The sequence below is a fragment of the Pseudomonas sp. NPDC088414 genome (assembly GCF_044753325.1).
Lineage (GTDB): Bacteria > Pseudomonadota > Gammaproteobacteria > Pseudomonadales > Pseudomonadaceae > Aquipseudomonas.
This window is the reverse complement of the sequence record NZ_JBIVMY010000018.1, coordinates 91,078-111,900: the sequence shown is the minus strand read 5'-3', so window position 1 is coordinate 111,900 and position 20,823 is coordinate 91,078. Positions and strand designations below refer to the sequence as shown.

Below are 20,823 nucleotides of genomic sequence, written 5' to 3'. Positions count from 1 at the left end.
AGGTCTGCTCGGACTACCTGCTTGAACCCGAGACCAACCGCTTCGTCCTGATGGCCACCGAGGGCTTGAACAAGCGCTCGATCCGCAAGGTCAGCATGGCACCCAACGAAGGTCTGGTGGGTCTGGTCGGCACGCGTGAAGAACCCCTGAACCTCGAAAACGCCGCGGATCACCCGCGCTACCGCTACTTCGCCGAGACCGGCGAGGAGCGCTACGCCTCCTTCCTCGGGGCGCCGATCATTCACCACCGCCGCGTCGTCGGCGTGTTGGTCATCCAGCAGAAAGAACGTCGCCAGTTCGACGAAGGTGAAGAAGCCTTCCTCGTGACCATGAGCGCGCAGCTCGCCGGCGTGATCGCCCACGCCGAGGCCACCGGGTCGATCCGTGGTCTGGGCCGTCAGGGCAAGGGCATTCAGGAAGCCAAGTTCGTCGGCGTACCGGGTTCGCCGGGTGCGGCGGTCGGTACCGCGGTGGTCATGCTGCCGCCGGCGGATCTGGACGTGGTGCCGGACAAGCACATCACCGATATCGACGCTGAGCTGGCGCTGTTCAAGACCGCCATCGAAGGCGTGCGCGCCGACATGCGCGCGTTGTCCGCCAAACTCGCCACCCAGCTGCGCCCGGAAGAACGCGCGCTGTTCGACGTCTACCTGATGATGCTCGACGATGCCTCGCTGGGCAGCGAAATCACCACCGTGATCAAGACCGGCCAGTGGGCCCAGGGCGCGCTGCGTCAGGTGGTCACTGAGCACGTCAACCGTTTCGAACTGATGGACGACGCCTACCTGCGCGAGCGTGCGTCGGACGTCAAGGACCTCGGCCGCCGTCTGCTGGCCTACCTGCAGGAAGAGCGTCAGCAGAACCTGGTCTACCCGGAAAAAACCATTCTGGTCAGCGAAGAACTGACGCCGGCCATGCTCGGCGAGGTGCCGGAAGGCACGCTGGTCGGTCTGGTGTCGGTTCTCGGTTCGGGTAACTCCCACGTCGCGATCCTGGCCCGGGCCATGGGCATTCCGACGGTGATGGGCCTGGTTGACCTGCCGTACGCCAAGGTCGACGGCATCGAAGTGATCGTCGATGGCACCCGCGGCGAGGTCTACACCAACCCCAGCGATGTGCTGCGCAAGCAGTTCGCCGAGGTGGTCGAAGAAGAGAAACAACTGGCGCTGGGCCTCGATACCCTGCGTGATCTGCCGTGCGTGACCCTCGATGGCCATCGCATGCCGTTGTGGGTCAACACCGGCCTGCTGGCGGATGTGGCGCGGGCACAGAAGCGCGGCGCCGAAGGTGTCGGCCTGTACCGCACCGAAGTGCCGTTCATGATCAACCAGCGCTTCCCGAGCGAAAAGGAACAGCTGGCGATCTACCGTGAGCAGCTCGCCGCGTTCCACCCGCAACCGGTGACCATGCGCAGCCTCGACATCGGCGGTGACAAGTCGCTGTCGTACTTCCCGATCAAGGAAGACAACCCGTTCCTCGGCTGGCGCGGGATTCGCGTGACCCTCGACCACCCGGAAATCTTCCTGGTGCAGACCCGCGCGATGCTCAAGGCCAGCGAAGGCCTGAACAACCTGCGGATCCTGCTGCCGATGATCTCCGGCACCCACGAACTCGAAGAAGCCCTGCACCTGATCCACCGGGCCTGGGGTGAAGTGCGCGACGAAGGCACCGACGTGCCGATGCCGCCCATTGGCGTAATGATCGAGATACCGGCCGCGGTTTATCAGACCAAGGAACTGGCGCGGCAGGTGGACTTCCTGTCGGTCGGCTCCAACGACCTGACCCAGTACCTGCTGGCCGTCGACCGCAACAACCCGCGAGTGGCCGATCTCTACGACTACCTGCACCCGGCGGTGCTGCAAGCCCTGCAAACCGTGGTGCGCGACGCGCATGCAGAAGGCAAACCGGTGAGCATCTGCGGCGAAATGGCCGGTGATCCGGCAGCGGCGGTGCTGTTGATGGCGATGGGCTTCGACAGCCTGTCGATGAACGCCACCAACCTGCCGAAAGTGAAGTGGATGCTGCGTCAGATCAACCTGAGCAAGGCCAAGGATCTGCTGGCGGAGCTGATGAAGATCGACAACCCGCAAGTTATCCACAGCTCGCTGCAACTGGCGCTGAAGAATCTCGGGTTGTCGAAGATGAATCCGCCGGCGGTCAACAAGGCCCTCTGAAAGGCTGATGACCCTGTGGCGAGGGAGCTTGCTCCCGCTGGAGTGCGGAGCGCTCCCCATTCGGTCAATGAGATTCTTCTGAGAGATCGCATTGGCTGGGTTGCGGCTGCTTCGCACCCGAGCGGGAGCAAGCTCCCTCGCCACAATGGTTGCTCACTTTCAGGTATTGATCTCCACCTCGCCCAAATGCCCGCCATACGGCCCGAAACTGCGCTCGACCATCCTTCGCGTGCCATCCGCTTGCACGATCAACGCCGTACTCGCCCGCGTCCCGTAACTTTGACTGGCAATAAACACACTCGACAGCAGTGATTCAGTGGCCAGCCCGACCCCGGTGTCCGGCAGCTCGGCAAACGGCGCGGTCTGGGCATCGCTCAGTAACTCGAGCAGTCGCGCAGGCTGTGGATCATCCAGCACCGCGCTCAGCGCTGCCTTGGCCTTGAGCAGTTTTGGCCACGGCGTATCCAGCCCGGCATTCGACAGCCCGTAAATCCCCGGTTGCAGCATCACCGGCTCGGACGTCCGCGCATTGAAGTGCCACAGCTCATGGGCATTGCCCAGCAGCAGGTTAAACCCGGCGTATTCCGGCGAGCGACCGACCACATCGCGCAAATAATCATCAATCGACGCATTGCCCGTGAGAAACCGCGCCACCAGTTCACCCCGCGATTTGCGCGCCGGTGGCTGGTGCGGATCGCGGATATTGGTCAGCGCGGCGAAGCGCCCGTTGGCGCCGATCCCCAACCACGTGCCGCCAGCCTCAAGATCGCGGCCGGCATGCACATGTGGCGCGTCGGCCCATGGCGCCAGCGGCAGGCTCGGGCGGGCGTAGAACTCGTCACGGTTGGCCGCGACGATCAGCGGATGGGCATGGCCCGGGCGCCAGGCGAAAACGATCAGGCACATAAGGTGATCCTTGTGTGTTTTCTGCTCACTCTACGCAGTCGGCGTCCGTGCATCCATCGTCAGTGGAGCCAAAGGCCATGCATCCGTTACCATGCCGCTCCGGTTTTGGGGATGCGTCTGGGAGACGGCCGTGGAATTTCTGCTCTATCTGGCATTGGGCGCCTGTGCGGGCGTGCTGGCCGGGCTGTTCGGGGTGGGCGGCGGGATCATTATTGTCCCGGTGCTGGTGTTCAGTTTTACCTTGCAGGGATTCGATCAGTCGATCCTCACGCATCTGGCGGTAGGGACATCGCTGGCGACCATCATCTTCACTTCGGTCAACGCCGTGCGTGAACACCATCGACGTGGTGCGGTGCGCTGGCCGATCTTCATGTGGATGACCGTGGGTATTCTGCTCGGCGCCGGTTTTGGGGCGCTGACGGCCGAGGCGATTTCCGGGCCGAACCTGCAGAAGATCATCGGCGTGTTCGCCTTGGTGATTGCCGTGCAACTGGCGCTGGAGGTCAAACCCAAGGCCAGTCGAACGGTGCCGGGCAAACTCGGTCTGACCGTGGCCGGCAGTGTGATCGGCTGGGCCTCGGCGATTTTCGGAATCGGCGGCGGATCGCTGACCGTGCCGTTCCTGACTTGGCGCAGCGTGCCGATGCAGCAGGCGGTGGCAACGTCGTCGGCCTGTGGCTTGCCGATTGCTGTGGCGAGTGCATCAAGTTTCATGATTCTGGGCTGGCATGATCCGCTGTTGCCGCCGCATAGTCTCGGTTTTGTCTATTTGCCGGCGCTGCTGGGCATTGCCCTGACCAGCATGGTGTTCGCCCGTCTCGGCGCGCGCCTGGCACACAGATTGTCGCCGCGCTTGCTGAAACGGCTGTTCGCCGCTTTGCAGTTCTGCGTGGGCCTGAATTTCCTGCTCTGACCCGCTGGGTCAGAGCAGGCCGCAATCCTGGCTTAATCCTGAGGTGGCAGCGTCGCCCGGGAATTTTGGTTTCAACTCTAACGAGGAGTCGCAATGCTGCCTTACCCGCAGATCGACCCGGTGGCCCTGGCCATCGGTCCGCTGAAAATCCACTGGTACGGTCTGATGTACCTTGTCGGCATCGGCGGCGCATGGCTGCTGGCGTCGAGCCGGCTCAACCGCTTCGACCCGACCTGGACCAAGGAGAAGCTCTCCGATCTGGTGTTCTGGCTGTCGATGGGGGTGATTGTCGGTGGCCGTCTGGGTTACGTGCTGTTCTATGACCTGAGCGCCTACATCGCCAACCCGACGCTGATTTTCGAAGTGTGGAAGGGCGGCATGTCGTTCCACGGCGGGTTCATCGGGGTGATGCTCGCCGCGCTGTGGTTCGGCAAGCGTAACGGTAAGACCTTCTTCCAGTTGATGGACTTCGTTGCGCCGATGGTGCCGATCGGTCTGGGTGCCGGGCGTATCGGTAACTTCATCAACGCCGAGCTGTGGGGCAAGCCGACTGACGTGCCGTGGGCGATGATCTTCCCGCCGTTCAGCGATCCGGCGCAGTTGCCGCGTCACCCGTCGCAGCTGTATCAGTTCGCGCTCGAAGGCGTCGCGCTGTTCCTGATCCTGTGGCTGTTCTCGCGTAAACCGCGTCCGACCATGGCAGTATCCGGCATGTTCGCGCTGTTTTATGGCATTTTCCGTTTCATCGTCGAGTTCGTCCGCGTACCGGACGCGCAACTGGGCTACCTGGCCTGGAACTGGCTGACCATGGGTCAGGTGCTGTGCGTACCGATGATCGTCGGCGGGCTGTTCCTGATCTGGCTGGCCTATCGTCGTGCGCCGGCAGCGCCGCTCGCGCCGACCGCTTAAACTACGAACCCCGGCGCGCGACGCCGGGGCTCAAAGGACACAGGTAACTCATGAAGCAATATCTCGAACTGGTCTCGCACGTCATCAAGAACGGCAGCAAACAGGCCAACCGCACCGGCATCAACACCATCAGCTTCCCGGGTGCGATGCTGCGTTTCGATCTGCAGGAAGGCTTTCCGGCGATCACCACCCGCAAGATGGCGTTCAAATCGGCCATCGGTGAGATGTGCGGTTTTCTGCGTGGGGTGAACAACGCCGCTGAATTCCGTGCGCTGGGCTGCAAGGTCTGGGACCAGAACGCCAACGAAAACGCGCAGTGGCTGGCCAACCCGTTCCGTCAGGGCGAAGACGACCTCGGCGAAATCTACGGCGTGCAATGGCGCAAATGGCCGGCGTACAAACAGATCCCGCTGAGCAACACCGCCGCCATCGAACAGACCCTGAGCAACGGCTACAAGCAGATCGCCCAGGGCGAAGAAGACGGTCAGGCCTACGTGGTGCTGTACAAAGCCATCGATCAGGTGCGCCAGTGTGTCGACACGATCATCAAGGATCCTGGCAGCCGCCGCATCCTCTTCCACGGCTGGAACGTCGCCCAGCTCGATGAAATGGCCCTGCCGCCATGCCATCTGCTGTACCAGTTCCACCCGAACGTCGAGACCAAAGAAATCTCCCTGACCCTGTACATCCGCTCCAACGACCTGGGCCTGGGCACGCCGTTCAACCTCACCGAAGGCGCTGCGCTGCTCAGCCTGATCGGGCGCCTGACCGGCTACACGCCGCGCTGGTTCACCTATTTCATCGGTGATGCGCACGTCTACGAAAACCACCTGGACATGCTCAACGAACAGCTCAAGCGCGAGCCGTTCGCCATGCCGAAACTGAAGATCTCCGATCGTGTACCGGAGTTTGCCAAGACCGGTGTGTACCAGCCGGAGTGGCTGGAGCTGGTGGAACCGAGCGATTTCTCGCTGGAAGGCTATGAGCACCATGCGCCAATGACCGCGCCGATGGCGGTCTGACAGACTGCCATTAAACCTGTGGGAGCTGGCTTGCCAGCGATGACGGCAGCACATTCAACATTGATGTGTCTGTAAAACCGCTATCGCTGGCAAGCCAGCTCCCACAATATTTTGTGGTGTTGTCAGTGGCCGTGGCTGCGGCCTACGTGGGAATGCTCGACCTCCGTCGCCACAACCCCGCCACTCACCTCCAGCCGCTGCAAAATCCCGCACTGATCCGCCCCCGGCCCTTCGCCGCAACGTTGGCGCAGGTCGAGCAGTTGTGTCTGCAACGCCAGCAAGCCATCAATCCGCGCTTTCACATGCTGGATGTGTTCGTCGATCAGCGTATTCACGCTTGCACACTGATCCTGCGGGCTGTCGCGCATGGCCAGCAGGCTGCGGATCTCTTCGAGGGTCATGTCGAGGGTGCGGCAGTTGCGGATGAAGGTCAGGCGTTCGGCGTGGGCCTGGGTGTAGACGCGATAGTTGCCGTCGCTGCGCGCCGGTTCCGGCAGGAGGTTTTCGCGCTCGTAGTAGCGGATGGTCTCCACGGCGCAGTCGGTGAGTTTCGCCAGTTCGCCGATCTTCATGACGGCCATCTCCAAATGGGTGCTTGACCCTATAGTGGCTACAGGGTCTTTACTTGGCAACAGGCACCTTCATGGACGCGACCAATGAGCGATTCCCAGCACAACCACAAGCCCGGCGACGGGCACGATCATAGCCACAGCCATAAATTGCAACCTGTGCATAAGCACGTACATGGCGGCGATTCCTGCTGCGCGTCGAAAGCCGCAGCACCGGCACCGGTTCATTCGCACGAAGATTCTTGCTGCTCGTCGACAGCTGCCGCGCCTGCGTTGGTGCAACTGAGCGAGAAAACCAGCGCTGACGCCCGACTGAGCAGTTTCCGCATCGAAGCGATGGACTGCCCGACCGAGCAAACACTGATCCAGAACAAGCTCGGCAAACTGGCCGGCGTGCAGCAGTTGGAATTCAACCTGATCAATCGCGTGCTCGGCGTGACCCACAACCTGCCGGATACCGCGCCGATCACCGAGGCGATCGCGTCCCTAGGCATGCACGCCGAACCGCTGGAGGCGGGCGTCGAAGCCCCGGCCTCGGCCCCGGTGAAAAAACACTGGTGGCCATTGGCGCTGTCCGGTGTCGGTGCGCTGGCGGCGGAAGTGATCCACTTCACCAACGCTGCGCCGACCTGGGTGGTGGCGATCATTGCGCTGGTGTCGATCCTCAGCGGCGGCCTGACCACCTATAAAAAGGGCTGGATCGCCCTGAAGAACCGCAACCTCAACATCAACGCGCTGATGAGCATCGCGGTGACCGGCGCGGTGCTGATCGGGCAGTGGCCGGAAGCGGCGATGGTGATGTTCCTGTTCACCGTGGCCGAGCTGATCGAAGCGCGCTCGCTGGATCGTGCGCGCAATGCCATCAGCGGTCTGATGCAGATGACCCCGGAACAGGCCACGGTGCAGCAGGCCGACGGCAACTGGATCGAACAAGAGGTCAAAAGCGTCGAAATCGGCGCCCGGGTGCGGGTAAAACCCGGCGAGCGTATCGCGCTGGACGGTGAAGTCGTCAGCGGCAGCTCGACCATCGACCAGGCACCGATCACCGGCGAAAGTCTGCCGGTGGAGAAAACCATCGGCGACAAAGTCTTCGCCGGCACCATCAACCAGGCCGGTTCGCTGGAGTACACGGTGACTGCGGCGGCGAACAACTCGACCCTGGCGCGGATCATCCACGCCGTCGAGCAGGCGCAAGGTGCGCGCGCCCCGACGCAGCGCTTCGTCGATCAGTTCTCGAAAATCTACACCCCGGTGGTGTTCGTGCTGGCGCTGGCCGTGGCGATCATTCCGCCGCTATTCATGGGCGCAGTGTGGTTTGACTGGATCTACCGTGCGCTGGTGTTGCTGGTGGTGGCGTGCCCGTGTGCGCTGGTGATCTCCACCCCGGTGACCATCGTCAGCGGCCTCGCAGCGGCGGCGCGCAAGGGCATTCTGGTCAAGGGCGGCGTGTACCTGGAGGGCGGTTTCAAGCTCGACTACCTGGCGCTGGACAAGACCGGCACCATCACTCACGGCAAACCGGTGCAGACCGATTACCTGTCGCTCGATCCGACCGCCGACGCCACTGCTCCGGCAATCGCTGCCGCGCTGGCCGGGCGTTCCGACCACCCGGTGTCGCTGGCGATTGCCAATGCGGCTGTGGATAAAAACCTCGCCGTGCTCAGTGTGGATAACTTTGAAGCGCTGGCAGGTCGCGGCGTGAAAGGCCAGGTCAACGGTCAGACCTATCACCTGGGCAACCACCGTCTGGTTGAAGAGCTGGGCCTGTGCTCGCCGCAACTCGAAGAGAAGCTGTTTGCGCTGGAGAAGCAGGGCAAGTCCGTGGTGTTGCTGCTCGACAGTTCCGGCCCGCTGGCGCTGTTCGCCGTGGCCGACACGGTCAAGGAAAGCAGCCGCGAAGCGATCCGCCAGTTGCACGCCCTCGGGGTGAAAACCCTGATGCTCACCGGCGATAACGTGCACACCGCGCAAGCCATTGCGGCGCAAGTCGGCATCGACCAGGCCAAGGGCGACTTGTTGCCGACCGACAAGCTGCAAGCCATTGAAGCGCTTTATGCACAGGGTCACCGGGTGGGCATGGTCGGCGACGGCATCAACGATGCCCCGGCGCTGGCCCGCGCCGAAATCGGTTTCGCCATGGCGGCCGCCGGCACCGACACCGCGATTGAAACCGCCGATGTCGCCCTGATGGACGACGATCTGCGCAAGATCCCCGCGTTCATCAGCCTGTCGCGCAATACCGCCAGCATCCTGAAACAGAACATCGCCTTGGCCCTGGTGATCAAGGCTATCTTTCTTGGGGTAACCTTCGCCGGGCTCGCCACCATGTGGATGGCGGTGTTCGCCGACATGGGCGTGAGCCTGCTGGTGGTGTTCAACGGTTTGCGCCTGCTGCGCAAATAAACGATGAGGGATGGTTGTGCTGAGTGCCGAGCTGAAAGCGTTTTACATGGTCGCCCGCCTGGGCAGCATCACGCTGGCGGCGAAAAAGCTCGGCCTCAGCCAACCCACCGTGACCACGCAGATCCGCAACCTGGAAAGCCAGTATTCGGTGGAGCTGTTCTACCGTGGCGGTCGGCGCCTGAGTGTCAGCGATGAAGGCGCGCGACTGCTGCCGATGGTCAAGGCGCTGTTGCAGCAGGAGGCCGACATCGAGTTCTTCCTGCGCAACAGCGGTCAGGTGCAGGGCACGTTGCGTATCGCTGCCACTGCGCCGTATTACATCCTCGATCTGGTGAAGACCTTCCGCGAGCGCCTGCCGCAGGTGGAAGTGTCGGTGGAAATCGGCAACTCGCAGCAGGTGCTTGAAGCGCTGGAGGATTACCGGGTCGATGTCGCGGCCTCGTCGCAGTTGCTTGAGGATGCGCGCTTGATTCGCCGGGTATTGGGTAGCGATCCACTCGTGCTGGCGGTGCATCGCAACCATCCGCTGGCGGCGCAGGAGCATGTGGCGTTGAGTGCGCTGGCCGGGCATACGTTGTTGATGCGCGAATCCGGCTCGACCACCCGCCGGTTGACCGAGGAGTTGCTGGAAAGCGCCGGGGTCAGTTTCGGCCCGTTGCTGGAGATCGGCAGCCGCGAATCGATCCGCGAGGCGGTGCTGCGCAATATCGGCATCAGCATCATTGCCCGCCAGGAAGTGCCGCATGATCCGCAACTGCGGGTGCTGACCATCGAGAATGCGCCGCAGATTCCCGAGTACCTGTATTGCCTCAAGGAGCGCAAGGGGGCGCGGTTGCCGGCGGCCTTCCTCGGCTTGGCTCAGGAAATGTCCCCGGCCTGATTTCTTCACTGCTCGAACTGGCCCCATCGCTGGCAAGCCAGCTCCCACAGGTATTTCAGGTGTTCACAAAATCTGCATTCACTGAAGATCCTTGTGGGAGCTGGCTTGCCAGCGATGAGGCCAGACCAGGCAACACATGACTTGAGGCCTGAACCAAAATCCCCGAATACCACTATCGGCCGTTTTTGCCTCACTGCCACATGACGGACGCATTACAACTCTAGGATTGGCCCCATCTGCTTGATGAGGTCTGTCCATGAATCCTGCCATCGCAACTGCCCTGACCAACCCCGGTGCGCCGATGAAAGTGCGCGGCGTACAGAAGCGCTTCGGCGCGTTCACCGCACTGGATAACGTCTCCCTCGATGTCGCGGCCGGTGAACTGGTGTGTTTGCTCGGCCCGTCGGGCTGCGGCAAGACCACGCTGCTGCGCTGCATCGCCGGGCTGGAGAAGCAGGACAGCGGCGAGTTGTACCTCGGCGACCGCGATGTTTCGCACCTCGCGCCGCAGGCCCGGGACTACGGCATCCTGTTCCAGTCCTACGCGCTGTTCCCCAATCTGACCGTCGAAGCGAACATTGCCTACGGCCTCGCCGGCAGTGGTCGTGACGAAGTGCGCCGTCGCGTCGGGCAGATGCTGGAACTGGTCGGCCTCAGCGGCAGTGAGAAAAAGTACCCGGGCCAACTGTCCGGCGGCCAGCAACAGCGAGTCGCGCTCGCCCGCGCCCTGGCCCCGGCGCCGTCGCTGCTGTTGCTTGATGAACCGATGTCGGCCCTCGACGCCCGAGTCCGCGAGCATCTGTGCACCGAACTGCGCCAACTGCAGCGCAACCTCGGCATCACCACCCTGATGGTCACGCACAATCAGGACGAAGCTATGCTGATGGCCGACCGCATCGCCGTGATGAACAACGGCCGCGTCGAGCAGTACGCCACCCCGCAGGAAATCTACAACCGCCCGGCCACGCCGTTCGTGGCCGAGTTCGTCGGGCAGGGCAACTGGCTGCCGTTCCAGCGTAGCAGCGCCAGTCACGCCCGGGTTGGCGGGATGGATGTGCGTCTGGCCGATGGCAGCGTGAGTGGCGCTTCGGGCCGACTGTTCTGCCGTCCGGAAGCAATCAGCGTCAATCCGTTGGTGCACGAAGAAAACCTGTTCCCTGCGAAAGTCCGTGAGATCACTTTCCTCGGCAATCGCTGCCGCATGAGCTTCGAACTCGACCAATTGCCGGGCCATTCGCTGCTCGCCGAACTGGCGCCGGAAGCCATGCCGCGCCTCGGTGCCCAGCAGATCATGGTCGCCTTGCCACCGCGCAGCCTGCAGGTGTTTGCCTGATGAGCGCGAACATCGCACTGCCGCTACCGCACAAGCAGGCGCGGCGAGTGTCCGGGGCCGAGGTCGGTGACCGGATCTTCGTCCTCGGCGGCAAACTCCTGCTGCTGTTACTGCTCGGTGTCGCTGTGCTGCTGCCGTTGCTGGCGATCTTCTGGCGTGGCTTCAGCAGCGAGGCCGGGCAGGGCGGTGGCTGGCTCGCCGCGAAGGAGCTGGTGAGCAGCGAGAATTTCCACTGGCTGCTCGGCAACAGCCTGAAGGTTTCCCTCAGCGTTGCGGCCATCGTCGTACCGCTGGCCTACCTGTTTGCCTACGCTCTGCAACGCACACTGATTCCGGCCAAGGGCATCTGGCGCGGGATTTCCCTGCTGCCATTGATGGCGCCGTCGATGCTGCCGGGTATCGCATTGGTCTATCTGTTCGGCAATCAGGGCATGTTGCGCGGGCTGCTCTCGGACAACATCTACGGTTTCTGGGGCATTGTGCTGGGTGAGGTGATTTACACCTTTCCGCATGCGCTGATGATTCTGCTGTCGGCGTTGTCGCTGGCCGATGCGCGGCTGTTCGATGCGGCGTCGAGCATGGGTGCCAGTCCGGCCAAGGCGTTCCGCAGCATCACTTGGCCGGCGACTCGCCAGGCTGTATTCGCTGCGTTCTGTCTGGTGTTCACCCTGACCATCACCGATTTCGGCGTGCCAGTGGTGGTCGGTGGCGACTATCAAGTGCTGGCGCTGGAGGCTTACAAAGCCGTGGTCGGCCAGCAGCAATTCGGTCGCGGCGCGTTGATCGGCATGGTGCTGTTGCTGCCGGCGCTGTTCAGCTTTGGGGTCGATGCCTGGCTGCGTCGTCGTCACGGCGACTCCATGAGCGGCCGCGCTCAAGTGTTCAAACCAGCGCCGTCGAAATTGCGCGATGCCTGCTATCTGGCGATTGTTTTGCTGATCAGCGCGGCGTTGCTGCTGGTGTTCGGCATGGCGGTGTTTTCGTCGCTGGTGAAGTTCTGGCCGTACAACCTGTCGCTGTCGCTCAATCACTACCAGTTCAACGAGACTGCCGGCGGTGGCTGGCTGGCCTACGGCAACAGTTTGAAGATGGCGTTGGGTACAGCGTTGATCGGTAGCGTGCTGATTTTCACTGGCGCTTACCTGATGGAGAAAACCCGCAGCCAGCGCGGCCTCAACCTGACGTTGCGCATGCTCAGTTTCATCCCGATGGCAGTGCCGGGGCTGGTGCTCGGTCTGGGTTACGTCTTCTTTTTCAACCTCAGCGGCAACCCGCTGCACGTGCTGTACGGCACGATGACCCTGCTGATCGTCTGCACCATTGCGCACTATTTGACCACTGCGCAAATGACCGCGACCACCGCGCTGCGCCAGCTCGACGCCGAGTTCGAAGCCGCCGCGCTGTCGCTCAAGGCGCCGCTGTACCGCCACTACCTGCGCGTCACCGTGCCGATCTGCCTGCCGGCGCTGCTGGACATCGTGCGCTACCTGTTCGTCTCGGCGATGACCACTGTTTCCGCAGCGATCTTCCTCTACAGCCCCGACACCATCCTCGCGGCGGTGGCGGTGCTGAACATGGATGACGCCGGCAACGTCGGCGGCGCGGCAGCGATGTCGACCCTGATTCTGTTCACCTCGGCAGGCGTGTCCTTGCTGCTGGCGTGGGCTTCGCGCGGCTTGCTGCGCCGCTCCCAGGCCTGGCGGCAAACCGCGCCCGGTCACTGATTTTTACAACCTCAACTCAAGACAGGAAAACGATCATGTTCAAGCCTATGGCCCTGGCCGCTGCTGTGCTCGCTACTTTCAGCCTGAATGCCTTCGCGGCAAAAACCGAGTTGACGGTGTACACCGCCCTCGAAGCCGAGCAACTGACCGCTTACAAAGCCGCGTTCGAGAAGGCCAACCCGGACGTCGAGATCAAGTGGGTGCGCGATTCCACCGGGATCATCACTGCCAAACTGCTGGCCGAAAAGGCCCGTCCACAGGCTGACGCGGTCTGGGGTCTGGCCGCTTCGAGTCTGGCGATCCTCGACCAGCAGGGCATGCTGCAAAGCTACGCACCGAAGGATCTGGGCAAGATCGGCGCGAACTACCGCGATGCTGCCAACCCGCCAGCCTGGGTCGGCATGGACGTGTGGGCCGCGACCATCTGCTTCAACACCGTCGAAGCCGAGAAGCAGGGCTTGAGCAAACCGGTGAGCTGGCAAGATCTGACCAAGCCTGAGTACAAGGGCAAGATCGTCATGCCGAACCCGGCGTCGTCCGGCACCGGTTTCCTCGACGTCAGCGCCTGGCTGCAAACCTTTGGCGAGAAGCAGGGTTGGGCCTACATGGACGGTCTGCACCAGAACATCGGCCAGTACGTTCATTCCGGTTCCAAGCCATGCAAACTGGCGGCGGCGGGCGAGTTCCCGATCGGCATTTCCTTCGAATACCCGGCCGTACAGCTGAAACGCCAGGGCGCGCCGCTGGACATCATCCTGCCGAAGGAAGGCCTGGGCTGGGAGATCGAAGCCACTGCGGTGATCAAAGGCACACCGCATGAAGACGCGGCGAAAAAACTCGCGGACTTCTCCGCCAGTGCCGAGGCGATGGATCTGTACAAGGAAAACTTCGCCGTCCTCGCCCAGCCGGGCATCGCCAAGCCGCAGACCGAACTGCCGGCCGACTACGAGCAGCGCCTGATCAAGAACGACTTTGCCTGGGCTTCGAAGAACCGTGACGAGATCCTCACCGAGTGGCGCAAGCGGTATGACGGCAAGTCCGAGAAAGTCGTTGCCAAGTAACTGACTCACACAGCCTGTGGCGAGGGAGCTTGCTCCCGCTGGAGCGCGAAGCGGTCCCAAATTCTGCAAACGAGTAGTGTCAGGCACTCCGCGTCTGCTGAATTTACGACTGCTGCGCAGCCGAGCGGGAGCAAGCTCCCTCGCTACAAAAGCGAGATTGCTTTTATGACCCAACACAAAGACCTGCTGATCGTCGGCGCCGGCATCCTCGGCCTGTCCCACGCCTACGCCGCCGCCAAACGCGGCCTCAAGGTCAGCGTTTTCGAACGCACCGCCACGCCCCTCGGCGCTTCGGTGCGCAACTTCGGTCAGGCGCTGGTCACCGGCCAGCCGCCGGGCCAGATGCTTGAACTCGCCAAAGCCAGCCGCGAGATCTGGGGCGGCTGGGCGCAACTCGCTGGTCTCAAGATCAAGCGCAACGGCTCGTACCTGTTCGCTCGCACGGAAGCCGAAGAGCAACTGCTCGAAGCGTTCTGCGCCGGTCGCGCCGTGGAACACGGCTATAACGTCGACTTGCTGCGCGGCGCCGCACTGCGTGATCTGTACCACGGCCAGTTCAGCCACCACCGCGCCGCATTGCACGGCCTCGACGATCAACAGCTGTACTCGCGCGAAGCAATCCCCGCGTTGATCGACTATCTGCGCCGCGACCTCGGTGTCGAGTTTCACTTCAGTACGCTGGTGCGCGACGTCGAACCGGGGCACCTGCACAGCACTTCCGGCAGTTACACGGCGAAGCAGATCATCGTCTGCTCCGGCCACGATTATCAGACCCTGCTGGCCGAGCCAATTGCCGCGCTCGACCCGCAGATCTGCCGCCTGCAAATGCTCCGCGCCAAACCGCAAATCGAGCTGAATCTGCAACACGCCTTGCTCACCGGTCTGAGCTGCGTGCACTACGGCGCCTTCGCCGATTTGCCGCAAGCGGCGGCGGTGCAGGCGCAAATCCTGCGCGAGCAACCGCACCTGCACGACAACGGCATTCACCTGCTGATCAGCCCGACGCCGTATGGCGAGCTGATCATCGGCGACTCGCACCATTACGGCAGCGATCCGTCGCCGTTCAATGCCGAGCAGGTCGACAACTGGATGCTCGAACTGGCCGAGCACACATTGGGCTGCAAGGTGCAGGTGGTCGAGCGCTGGCAGGGCGTCTATGGTGCACGGGGGCCGGGACCGTTTTCGTTGCTGCGCCCGGCCCTGGGGCTGAGTGTGGCGCTGATGCACACCGGCGTCGGCATGAGCGTCGGCCCGGCACTGGCCGAACGCAATGTCGCGCAGCTGCTGGAGGAAATCTGATGGATCACCAACAAGTCGTCGCTCGGGTATTCGGGTTGTACGAGCGCTTCGGCACCAGCGATTACATCGGCGAGCCGGTGTCGCAAATCGAGCACATGTCTCAGGCCGCGCAGTTGGCGATGGCTGAAGGCTTTGACGACGAAGTGGTGCTGGCGGCGTTCTTTCATGACATCGGCCATTTGTGTGCCGAGGGGGCCGAGAACATGGGCGGTTATGGCGTGGTCAGCCATGAACGACTGGGTGCGGACTATTTGCGTGAGGCCGGATTCAGCGAACGCATGGCACGGCTGGTGGAGTATCACGTACAGGCCAAGCGGTATCTGACGCTGCGTGAGCCGGGGTATTTCGAACGCCTGAGTGAAGCGAGTCGCCGGACGCTGGAATATCAGGGCGGGGTGATGACGGAGGCCGAGGCGGATGTGTTTGAGCGCGATCCGCTGTGTGCCGTCAGCTTGCGCATGCGCCAGTGGGATGAGATGGCCAAGGAGAGGGCGGTGCCGGTGATGGATTTGGGTGTGCTGAAGCGCAAGGCTGAGGTTTTGTTGTCGGCTGAGTGATTGCAACCCTCACCCCAGCCCTCTCCCGGAGGGAGAGGGAGCCGACCGTGTTGTTCTTGGGCCCTACATCGATCTGAAATATCCAGTCGAACTCAGATTTTGAAAAGCCAGAAGATCTGCTCCCTTCCCCCTCTACCCCTTGGGGGAGAGGGCTGGGGTGAGGGGGTCGCGATCTAAAGCTCAAGCACCCGATCAACCAACGCCTCAATCTGCTCCTGCCGCTCCGCCTGATTCAACTTCGCATGCGGATTGAGCGAAGACCATTGCGGATGCGCCCGGGCCTTGCTCAGCGCATCCGGCAACTTGCCCTCGCGCCAGGTCTTGTCCTGCGGTGTGGCGACCTGGACAGCGTCCATCGCCGCATGCCCGCGCTGATCGAGCGCCAGCAACAACTGCCGCTGACGCAGCGCCAACAACCGCAACACCCCGTCATCCACGGTCAATTCACGCTGGCCCTTGATCTTGCCCAGCAGGCGACTGCCATAACTGCGCGCGGTCTGTAGCGCGCCGCCGGCAATCGCCCCGGCCAGCGCTGCAGCACCGAGGGTAATCCCGCCCACCAGCAAATCCACGCCAGCCCCGGCTGCAGCGCCTGCTGCAATTCCGCCGCCAACACGCACGCCGAGTTGCTTCAGGGTTTCCGGGTTGAACAGGTCATCGCCCCAACGTCCATCCAGTAGCGGCAAGTCACTGGCCGCCGCGTCCTGCGGGCGAAACGCGTAGAGCTTGAGCAACGCCTCGACGCATTTCTGTTCGCGCTGACGCACGGCTTTGCGCAGTTCGCTGATCGCTTGCTGTTCCTGCTCGGCCTCGCTGACCACACTGCGCCGGCACGCCGCACAATCGATCAGCAGTTCAGCGATCAGGCGCGCCGCACTTTGCTGACGGGCGAGACGCTGGGCCTGTTGATCGGCGATCAGGCGTTCCAGTTGCGGACGGGCGTTTTCCAAGAGCAGCGCGAGGCTTTCGTACAGGCGCCGCTCGCCATCTTCCGGCGGTGCAACGCTGTCGAACCGCACTAGCGCATGCAGGCCAAGCCGCGCCAACGCTTCGCGCCAGTCCGGTTCGCGGTGGTTGGCGCTGCTGACGAAATTCAGCACCGGCAGCAGCGGTTTGCCGCAACTGGCCAGCACCTCGAGTTCGTCACGATACTTGGCCAGCACCGGTTCGCGGGCGTCGATCACATACAGACCGGCGTCAGAGGCGAGCAGTTGCCGCAGCACTTTGGCTTCCTGTTCGAAACGCTGGCGCGCCTCGCTGCCGTCGAGAAACCGCGCCAGTCGCGCCGGGCCGTCGAGGCGTTCGCCGGGGCGCTCCAGACGCTCGAGGAAATCCAGCAGGGCGATGGCATCTTCCAGCCCCGGCGTGTCGTACAGATCGAGCAGCGGCTCGCCGTCCACCGACAACCGCGCACCTTCGACATGCCGGGTGGTGCTCGGGCGGTGCGAGACTTCGCCGAAGCCGACGTCGCGGGTCAGGGTGCGCAGCAGCGAAGTCTTGCCGACGTTGGTGTGGCCGACCACTGCGAGTTTCAGCGGCGCTTTGTGGGCATCAGTCATGACCGTTCTCCAGCCAGTTCATCGGCGCGCAATCGGCGAACGGCAGCTCCAGTTGTTGCAGCGCCACATGCCAGTCGCCGAGGCGGGCGCTGTCCAGCGCTTCACCGGGCGGTGCTTGCAACAGCCAGACCCGGGTGGCGCCGGCGTTGCGCGCCAGTTCGGCGATCAACGCGAGGCTGCCGCGATCCGGCGAGCGTCGTGGATCGCAGGCGATCAGCAGACGCGCCGGGGGGAAGCGACTGAGTTGTTCCAGGAGTTTGTTGCGCGATTCGCGGCTGTCGAGGATTCCGGCGTTGCTCACGGTTTTCGGCAGGGCCGGCGGCCACGAGCGTTGATCGTCGAGTTCGATGCCGACCAGCAGGGCGCCGTCGCTGGCGTGTTCGCTGACGCTGCTTTCGACCCGATGCAACTGCTGCGGTGCGGCGTCGTTGATGCCCAAGCGTTCGCTGGTGGGCATCAGGCGTTCGCGCAACTGGGCATAACCGGGCAGGTTCAGGTCCAGGGTCAGCGCGGCTTTGCCGCGATTCCAGCGCCAGAAACAAAACGCGGCCAGCAGCAGGCGCGGCAGCACGCCGTAGACCACCAGCACGCCGACCAGCCAGGTTGCCCAGGCCTGGCGTGCGCTTTCGATGTCCAGCGCTGCGCCGCCGCTGGCGCGGATCATCTCTACGGTCGGCACGTTGAAGCCGAGCAGCGCCGGCAGCGCGCCGAGGGCTTGGGTCATGTTGATGAAAGTGTCAGCGCTGAGGATTGTGGTTTCCCAGACGAAGCCGTAGCGCCGGGTCGCCATCAGCGTCAGCAATAGCACCAGTGCGCTGAGCATCGCCAGCAACCACAGGCCATTGACCAGTGTACCGAGGACCCAGCGATTGAGTTTCCTGCGTTGCAACATCAGCAGCAGGGCCGGCGCCAGTTGCGCAGCTTTCGCGTCACGGGCGAGTTTTTCACTGAGCCACAGCCACAATCGGCCGAGGGTGGCGCCGTGTTCGCCGGCAAAGACCAGCCCCAGCGCCCAGCTCAGCAGCAGAATCAGGTTCAGCCCCAGCAGGCTGCCCAAGGCCCAGAACACATTCACCGGCGTCTGGCTCAGTGCGGCGAAGGCCAGCCCGGCGCCGCTCAGCAGCGCGAAAATCACCAGCAGCACCAGCGCCAGACGCGCGCCTTGCAGCCAGTGCCTGAGTGCTGCGCTCAGCCCGTCGCGCTCGGCCAGCCACACGGCGCGGCGCTGAATACGGCCCGGCAGATCGCCGCCGGCCGCGCGGGCCAGACGATTGGCTTCCAGATCCTCCAGGGGACCTGCGTGTTCCTCGCGCAGGCGGATGGTTTCGCTCAGCCAGAGGTTTTGCAGTGGAGTCAGTTCAGTCACGCGCCATTCCGTTGCTCAATTGAGCAGTGAGCATAACCGCTGTGGCGCTTATCGGGTCAAGCGAGGCTCTGGTATCCTCGCCGGCATGACTAAATCACTCCCCCTCAGCCTGATCGCAGCCCTCGGTGAAAACCGCGTGATCGGCGTCGACAACAGCATGCCCTGGCACCTGCCGGGGGACTTCAAATACTTCAAGGCCACGACCCTCGGCAAGCCGATCATCATGGGTCGAAAGACCTGGGATTCGCTCGGTCGTCCGCTGCCGGGGCGCTTGAACATCGTGGTCAGCCGTCAGCCAGATCTGCTGCTGGAGGGCGCGGAGGTTTATCCGTCGCTGGAAGCCGCGGTGGTGCGCGCCGAAGAGTGGGCGAAAGCGCAGGGCGTCGATGAGTTGATGCTGATTGGCGGGGCGCAGTTGTATGCGCAAGGGCTGGCGCAGGCCGATCGTCTGTATCTGACCCGTGTGGCGCTTAGCCCGGAAGGCGATGCGTGGTTTCCGGAGTTCGATCTGAACCAGTGGAAGCTGGTGTCGAACGTGCCGAATCCGGCTGAGGGCGACAAGCCCGCGTACAACTTCGAAGTCTGGGAAAAGGCTTGATTAACCTGTGGCGAGGGAGCTTGCTCCCGCTGGCCTGCGCAGCAGGCCCAAGATGTTGGGGTCGCTTCGCAACCCAGCGGGAGCAAGCTCCCTCACCACAAGTGTGTGTTGCTGTCAGGCCTGAGCAAGCTCCGCATGCTCATCCGAATCCAGCAGTGCTTTATCGGTCTGCTGCATCATCTGACTGGTAATCGCACCGGCGGTGATCGAACCACTCACGTTCAACGCCGTACGACCCATGTCGATCAGCGGCTCAACCGAAATCAGTAGCGCCACCAGCGACACCGGCAAGCCCATCGCCGGCAGCACGATCAGTGCCGCGAATGTCGCGCCGCCACCGACCCCGGCCACACCGGCCGAACTCAAAGTCACAATCGCCACCAGCGTCGCGATCCACAGCGGATCCAGCGGGTTGATGCCCACGGTTGGCGCAACCATCACCGCCAACATCGCCGGGTACAGACCGGCGCAACCGTTCTGGCCGATGGTCGCGCCGAACGAGGCCGCAAAACTGGCGATCGATTGCGGAATGCCGAGACGACGGGTCTGCGCTTCGATGCTCAGCGGAATGCTCGCCGCGCTGGAGCGGCTGGTGAACGCAAACGTCAGCACCGGCCAGATCTTGCGGAAGAAACGCAGCGGGTTGATCCCGGCGGCCGACACCAGCAGGCCATGCACGACAAACATCAGGCCCAGACCGAGGTACGAAACCACGACGAAACTGCCGAGCTTGATGATGTCCTGCAGGTTGGAACCGGCCACCACTTTGGTCATCAGCGCCAGCACGCCGTACGGGGTCAGCTTCATCACCAGACGCACCAGACGCATCACCCAGGCTTGCAGGGTGTCGATGGCGTTGATCACTTTCTGACCTTTCTCGACATCATCCTTGAGCAGTTGCAGCGCCGCGACCCCGAGGAACGCGGCGAAGATCACCACGCTGATGATCGAGGTCGGCTTGGCCCGGGCCAGGTCGGCGAACGGGTTCTGCGGAATGAACGACAGCAGCAGCTGCGGCACATTCAGGTCGGCGACCTTGCCGGCATAGTCGGTCTGGATGGTTTGCAGACGGGCCATTTCCTGCGTGCCGGCGACCAGGCCTTCGGCGGTGAGGCCGAACAGGTTGGTCAGGCCGATACCGATCAGCGCCGCGATCGCGGTAGTGAACAGCAGGGTGCCGATGGTCAGGAAGCTGATCTTGCCCAGCGACGAGGCGTTGTGCAGACGCGCGACTGCGCTGAGGATCGAGGCGAACACCAGCGGGATCACGATCATTTGCAGCAACTGCACGTAACCGTTGCCGACCAGATCGAACCAGCCGATCGAGGCTTTCAGTACCGGGTTGCCGGCACCGTAAACGGTGTGCAGGGCGACGCCGAACGCTACACCGAGCACCAGCGCGAGCAGGACTTTTTTCGCCAGGCTCCATGTAGTGTGGCGGGTTTGCGCCAGACCGAAGAGCAGGGCGAGGAACACCAGCAGATTGAGGATCAGCGGCAGATTCATGAAGACTCCGATAAGACTTGTGCCAGTCGCATTCTTGGGCAACT

At 63.0% G+C, this 20,823-nt stretch carries 17 protein-coding genes; 12 read left to right on the top strand and 5 right to left on the bottom strand.

Going from position 1 to position 20,823, the window contains the following annotated elements:
* The coding region (gene ptsP / locus ACIP8I_RS16870) for a phosphoenolpyruvate--protein phosphotransferase (RefSeq protein ID WP_400762509.1) at positions 1-2,174 on the top strand (2,174 nt) is incomplete at its 5' end.
* Positions 2,175-2,333: 159 nt separating this feature from the next.
* Here ptsP and ACIP8I_RS16865 read toward each other — a convergent pair.
* A complete protein-coding gene (locus ACIP8I_RS16865; RefSeq protein ID WP_400762507.1) occupies positions 2,334-3,080 on the bottom strand; it encodes an NRDE family protein in 747 nt (248 codons plus the stop codon).
* A gap of 130 nt (positions 3,081-3,210) precedes the next feature.
* On the opposite strand from ACIP8I_RS16865, the gene ACIP8I_RS16860 reads away from it, so the two are divergent.
* The 3 genes from ACIP8I_RS16860 to ACIP8I_RS16850 all read left to right on the top strand — a co-directional run bounded on the left by ACIP8I_RS16860 (position 3,211) and on the right by ACIP8I_RS16850 (position 5,924).
* On the top strand, positions 3,211-3,993 hold the full coding sequence (locus tag ACIP8I_RS16860) for a sulfite exporter TauE/SafE family protein (RefSeq protein ID WP_400762505.1): 783 nt from the start codon (positions 3,211-3,213) through the stop codon (positions 3,991-3,993).
* A gap of 93 nt (positions 3,994-4,086) precedes the next feature.
* Positions 4,087-4,902, top strand: a complete 816-nt coding sequence (lgt, locus tag ACIP8I_RS16855) for a prolipoprotein diacylglyceryl transferase (protein WP_007965581.1) — start codon at positions 4,087-4,089, stop codon at positions 4,900-4,902.
* 50 nt (positions 4,903-4,952) lie between these two features.
* Positions 4,953-5,924 (top strand): thymidylate synthase, encoded by a 972-nt coding sequence (locus ACIP8I_RS16850; RefSeq protein ID WP_400762503.1) that lies wholly within the window; start codon positions 4,953-4,955, stop codon positions 5,922-5,924.
* A 122-nt stretch (positions 5,925-6,046) separates the two neighbouring features.
* Here ACIP8I_RS16850 and cadR read toward each other — a convergent pair whose 3' ends face one another.
* Positions 6,047-6,496 (bottom strand): Cd(II)/Pb(II)-responsive transcriptional regulator, encoded by a 450-nt coding sequence (gene cadR, locus ACIP8I_RS16845; protein ID WP_007964189.1) that lies wholly within the window; start codon positions 6,494-6,496, stop codon positions 6,047-6,049.
* 84 nt (positions 6,497-6,580) lie between these two features.
* Here cadR and ACIP8I_RS16840 point away from each other — a divergent pair, with 84 nt between their 5' ends.
* From ACIP8I_RS16840 to ACIP8I_RS16810, 7 genes are all read left to right on the top strand, one after another.
* On the top strand, positions 6,581-8,896 hold the full coding sequence (locus tag ACIP8I_RS16840) for a heavy metal translocating P-type ATPase (protein ID WP_400762501.1): 2,316 nt from the start codon (positions 6,581-6,583) through the stop codon (positions 8,894-8,896).
* 16 nt (positions 8,897-8,912) lie between these two features.
* Positions 8,913-9,776, top strand: a complete 864-nt coding sequence (locus ACIP8I_RS16835; protein ID WP_041072184.1) for a LysR family transcriptional regulator — start codon at positions 8,913-8,915, stop codon at positions 9,774-9,776.
* Between the two features lie 256 nt (positions 9,777-10,032).
* Positions 10,033-11,109, top strand: a complete 1,077-nt coding sequence (locus ACIP8I_RS16830) for a putative 2-aminoethylphosphonate ABC transporter ATP-binding protein (protein ID WP_108589207.1) — start codon at positions 10,033-10,035, stop codon at positions 11,107-11,109.
* On the top strand, positions 11,109-12,833 hold the full coding sequence (locus tag ACIP8I_RS16825; RefSeq protein WP_007964185.1) for a putative 2-aminoethylphosphonate ABC transporter permease subunit: 1,725 nt from the start codon (positions 11,109-11,111) through the stop codon (positions 12,831-12,833). The genes ACIP8I_RS16830 and ACIP8I_RS16825 overlap by 1 nt, the downstream gene beginning before the upstream one ends.
* A 35-nt stretch (positions 12,834-12,868) precedes the next feature.
* Positions 12,869-13,894 (top strand): putative 2-aminoethylphosphonate ABC transporter substrate-binding protein, encoded by a 1,026-nt coding sequence (locus ACIP8I_RS16820; protein ID WP_003229178.1) that lies wholly within the window; start codon positions 12,869-12,871, stop codon positions 13,892-13,894.
* Positions 13,895-14,059: 165 nt separating this feature from the next.
* On the top strand, positions 14,060-15,193 hold the full coding sequence (locus tag ACIP8I_RS16815; RefSeq protein WP_400762498.1) for a TIGR03364 family FAD-dependent oxidoreductase: 1,134 nt from the start codon (positions 14,060-14,062) through the stop codon (positions 15,191-15,193).
* A complete protein-coding gene (locus tag ACIP8I_RS16810; protein ID WP_400762517.1) occupies positions 15,190-15,750 on the top strand; it encodes a phosphonate degradation HD-domain oxygenase in 561 nt (186 codons plus the stop codon). The genes ACIP8I_RS16815 and ACIP8I_RS16810 overlap by 4 nt, the downstream gene beginning before the upstream one ends.
* Before the next feature lie 173 nt (positions 15,751-15,923).
* Here ACIP8I_RS16810 and ACIP8I_RS16805 read toward each other — a convergent pair whose 3' ends face one another.
* Positions 15,924-17,309 carry a GTPase/DUF3482 domain-containing protein gene (locus ACIP8I_RS16805; protein WP_400762496.1) on the bottom strand — a complete coding sequence of 462 codons (1,386 nt, stop codon included), beginning with the start codon at positions 17,307-17,309 and terminating at the stop codon, positions 15,924-15,926.
* On the bottom strand, positions 17,302-18,675 hold the full coding sequence (locus tag ACIP8I_RS16800; protein ID WP_400762494.1) for a DUF2868 domain-containing protein: 1,374 nt from the start codon (positions 18,673-18,675) through the stop codon (positions 17,302-17,304). The genes ACIP8I_RS16805 and ACIP8I_RS16800 overlap by 8 nt, the downstream gene beginning before the upstream one ends.
* A gap of 85 nt (positions 18,676-18,760) precedes the next feature.
* Here ACIP8I_RS16800 and ACIP8I_RS16795 point away from each other — a divergent pair, with 85 nt between their 5' ends.
* Positions 18,761-19,273 (top strand): dihydrofolate reductase, encoded by a 513-nt coding sequence (locus ACIP8I_RS16795; RefSeq protein WP_098966109.1) that lies wholly within the window; start codon positions 18,761-18,763, stop codon positions 19,271-19,273.
* A 114-nt stretch (positions 19,274-19,387) separates the two neighbouring features.
* On the opposite strand, the gene ACIP8I_RS16790 is transcribed toward ACIP8I_RS16795, so the two are convergent.
* On the bottom strand, positions 19,388-20,779 hold the full coding sequence (locus tag ACIP8I_RS16790) for an L-cystine transporter (protein WP_400762492.1): 1,392 nt from the start codon (positions 20,777-20,779) through the stop codon (positions 19,388-19,390).
* Positions 20,780-20,823: the final 44 nt, after the last annotated feature.

Excerpts from the sequence above, each read along its gene's own strand:
- ACIP8I_RS16815 (WP_400762498.1), top strand. The coding sequence starts at position 14,060 with ATGACCCAACACAAAGACCTGCTGATCGTCGGCGCCGGCATCCTCGGC.
- ACIP8I_RS16795 (WP_098966109.1), top strand. The coding sequence starts at position 18,761 with ATGACTAAATCACTCCCCCTCAGCCTGATCGCAGCCCTCGGTGAAAAC.
- ACIP8I_RS16825 (WP_007964185.1), top strand. The coding sequence starts at position 11,109 with ATGAGCGCGAACATCGCACTGCCGCTACCGCACAAGCAGGCGCGGCGA.
- ACIP8I_RS16830 (WP_108589207.1), top strand. The coding sequence starts at position 10,033 with ATGAATCCTGCCATCGCAACTGCCCTGACCAACCCCGGTGCGCCGATG.
- ACIP8I_RS16840 (WP_400762501.1), top strand. The coding sequence starts at position 6,581 with ATGAGCGATTCCCAGCACAACCACAAGCCCGGCGACGGGCACGATCAT.
- lgt (WP_007965581.1), top strand. The coding sequence starts at position 4,087 with ATGCTGCCTTACCCGCAGATCGACCCGGTGGCCCTGGCCATCGGTCCG.
- cadR (WP_007964189.1), bottom strand. The coding sequence starts at position 6,496 with ATGAAGATCGGCGAACTGGCGAAACTCACCGACTGCGCCGTGGAGACC.
- ACIP8I_RS16820 (WP_003229178.1), top strand. The coding sequence starts at position 12,869 with ATGTTCAAGCCTATGGCCCTGGCCGCTGCTGTGCTCGCTACTTTCAGC.
- ACIP8I_RS16865 (WP_400762507.1), bottom strand. The coding sequence starts at position 3,080 with ATGTGCCTGATCGTTTTCGCCTGGCGCCCGGGCCATGCCCATCCGCTG.
- ACIP8I_RS16805 (WP_400762496.1), bottom strand. The coding sequence starts at position 17,309 with ATGACTGATGCCCACAAAGCGCCGCTGAAACTCGCAGTGGTCGGCCAC.
- ACIP8I_RS16850 (WP_400762503.1), top strand. The coding sequence starts at position 4,953 with ATGAAGCAATATCTCGAACTGGTCTCGCACGTCATCAAGAACGGCAGC.
- ACIP8I_RS16790 (WP_400762492.1), bottom strand. The coding sequence starts at position 20,779 with ATGAATCTGCCGCTGATCCTCAATCTGCTGGTGTTCCTCGCCCTGCTC.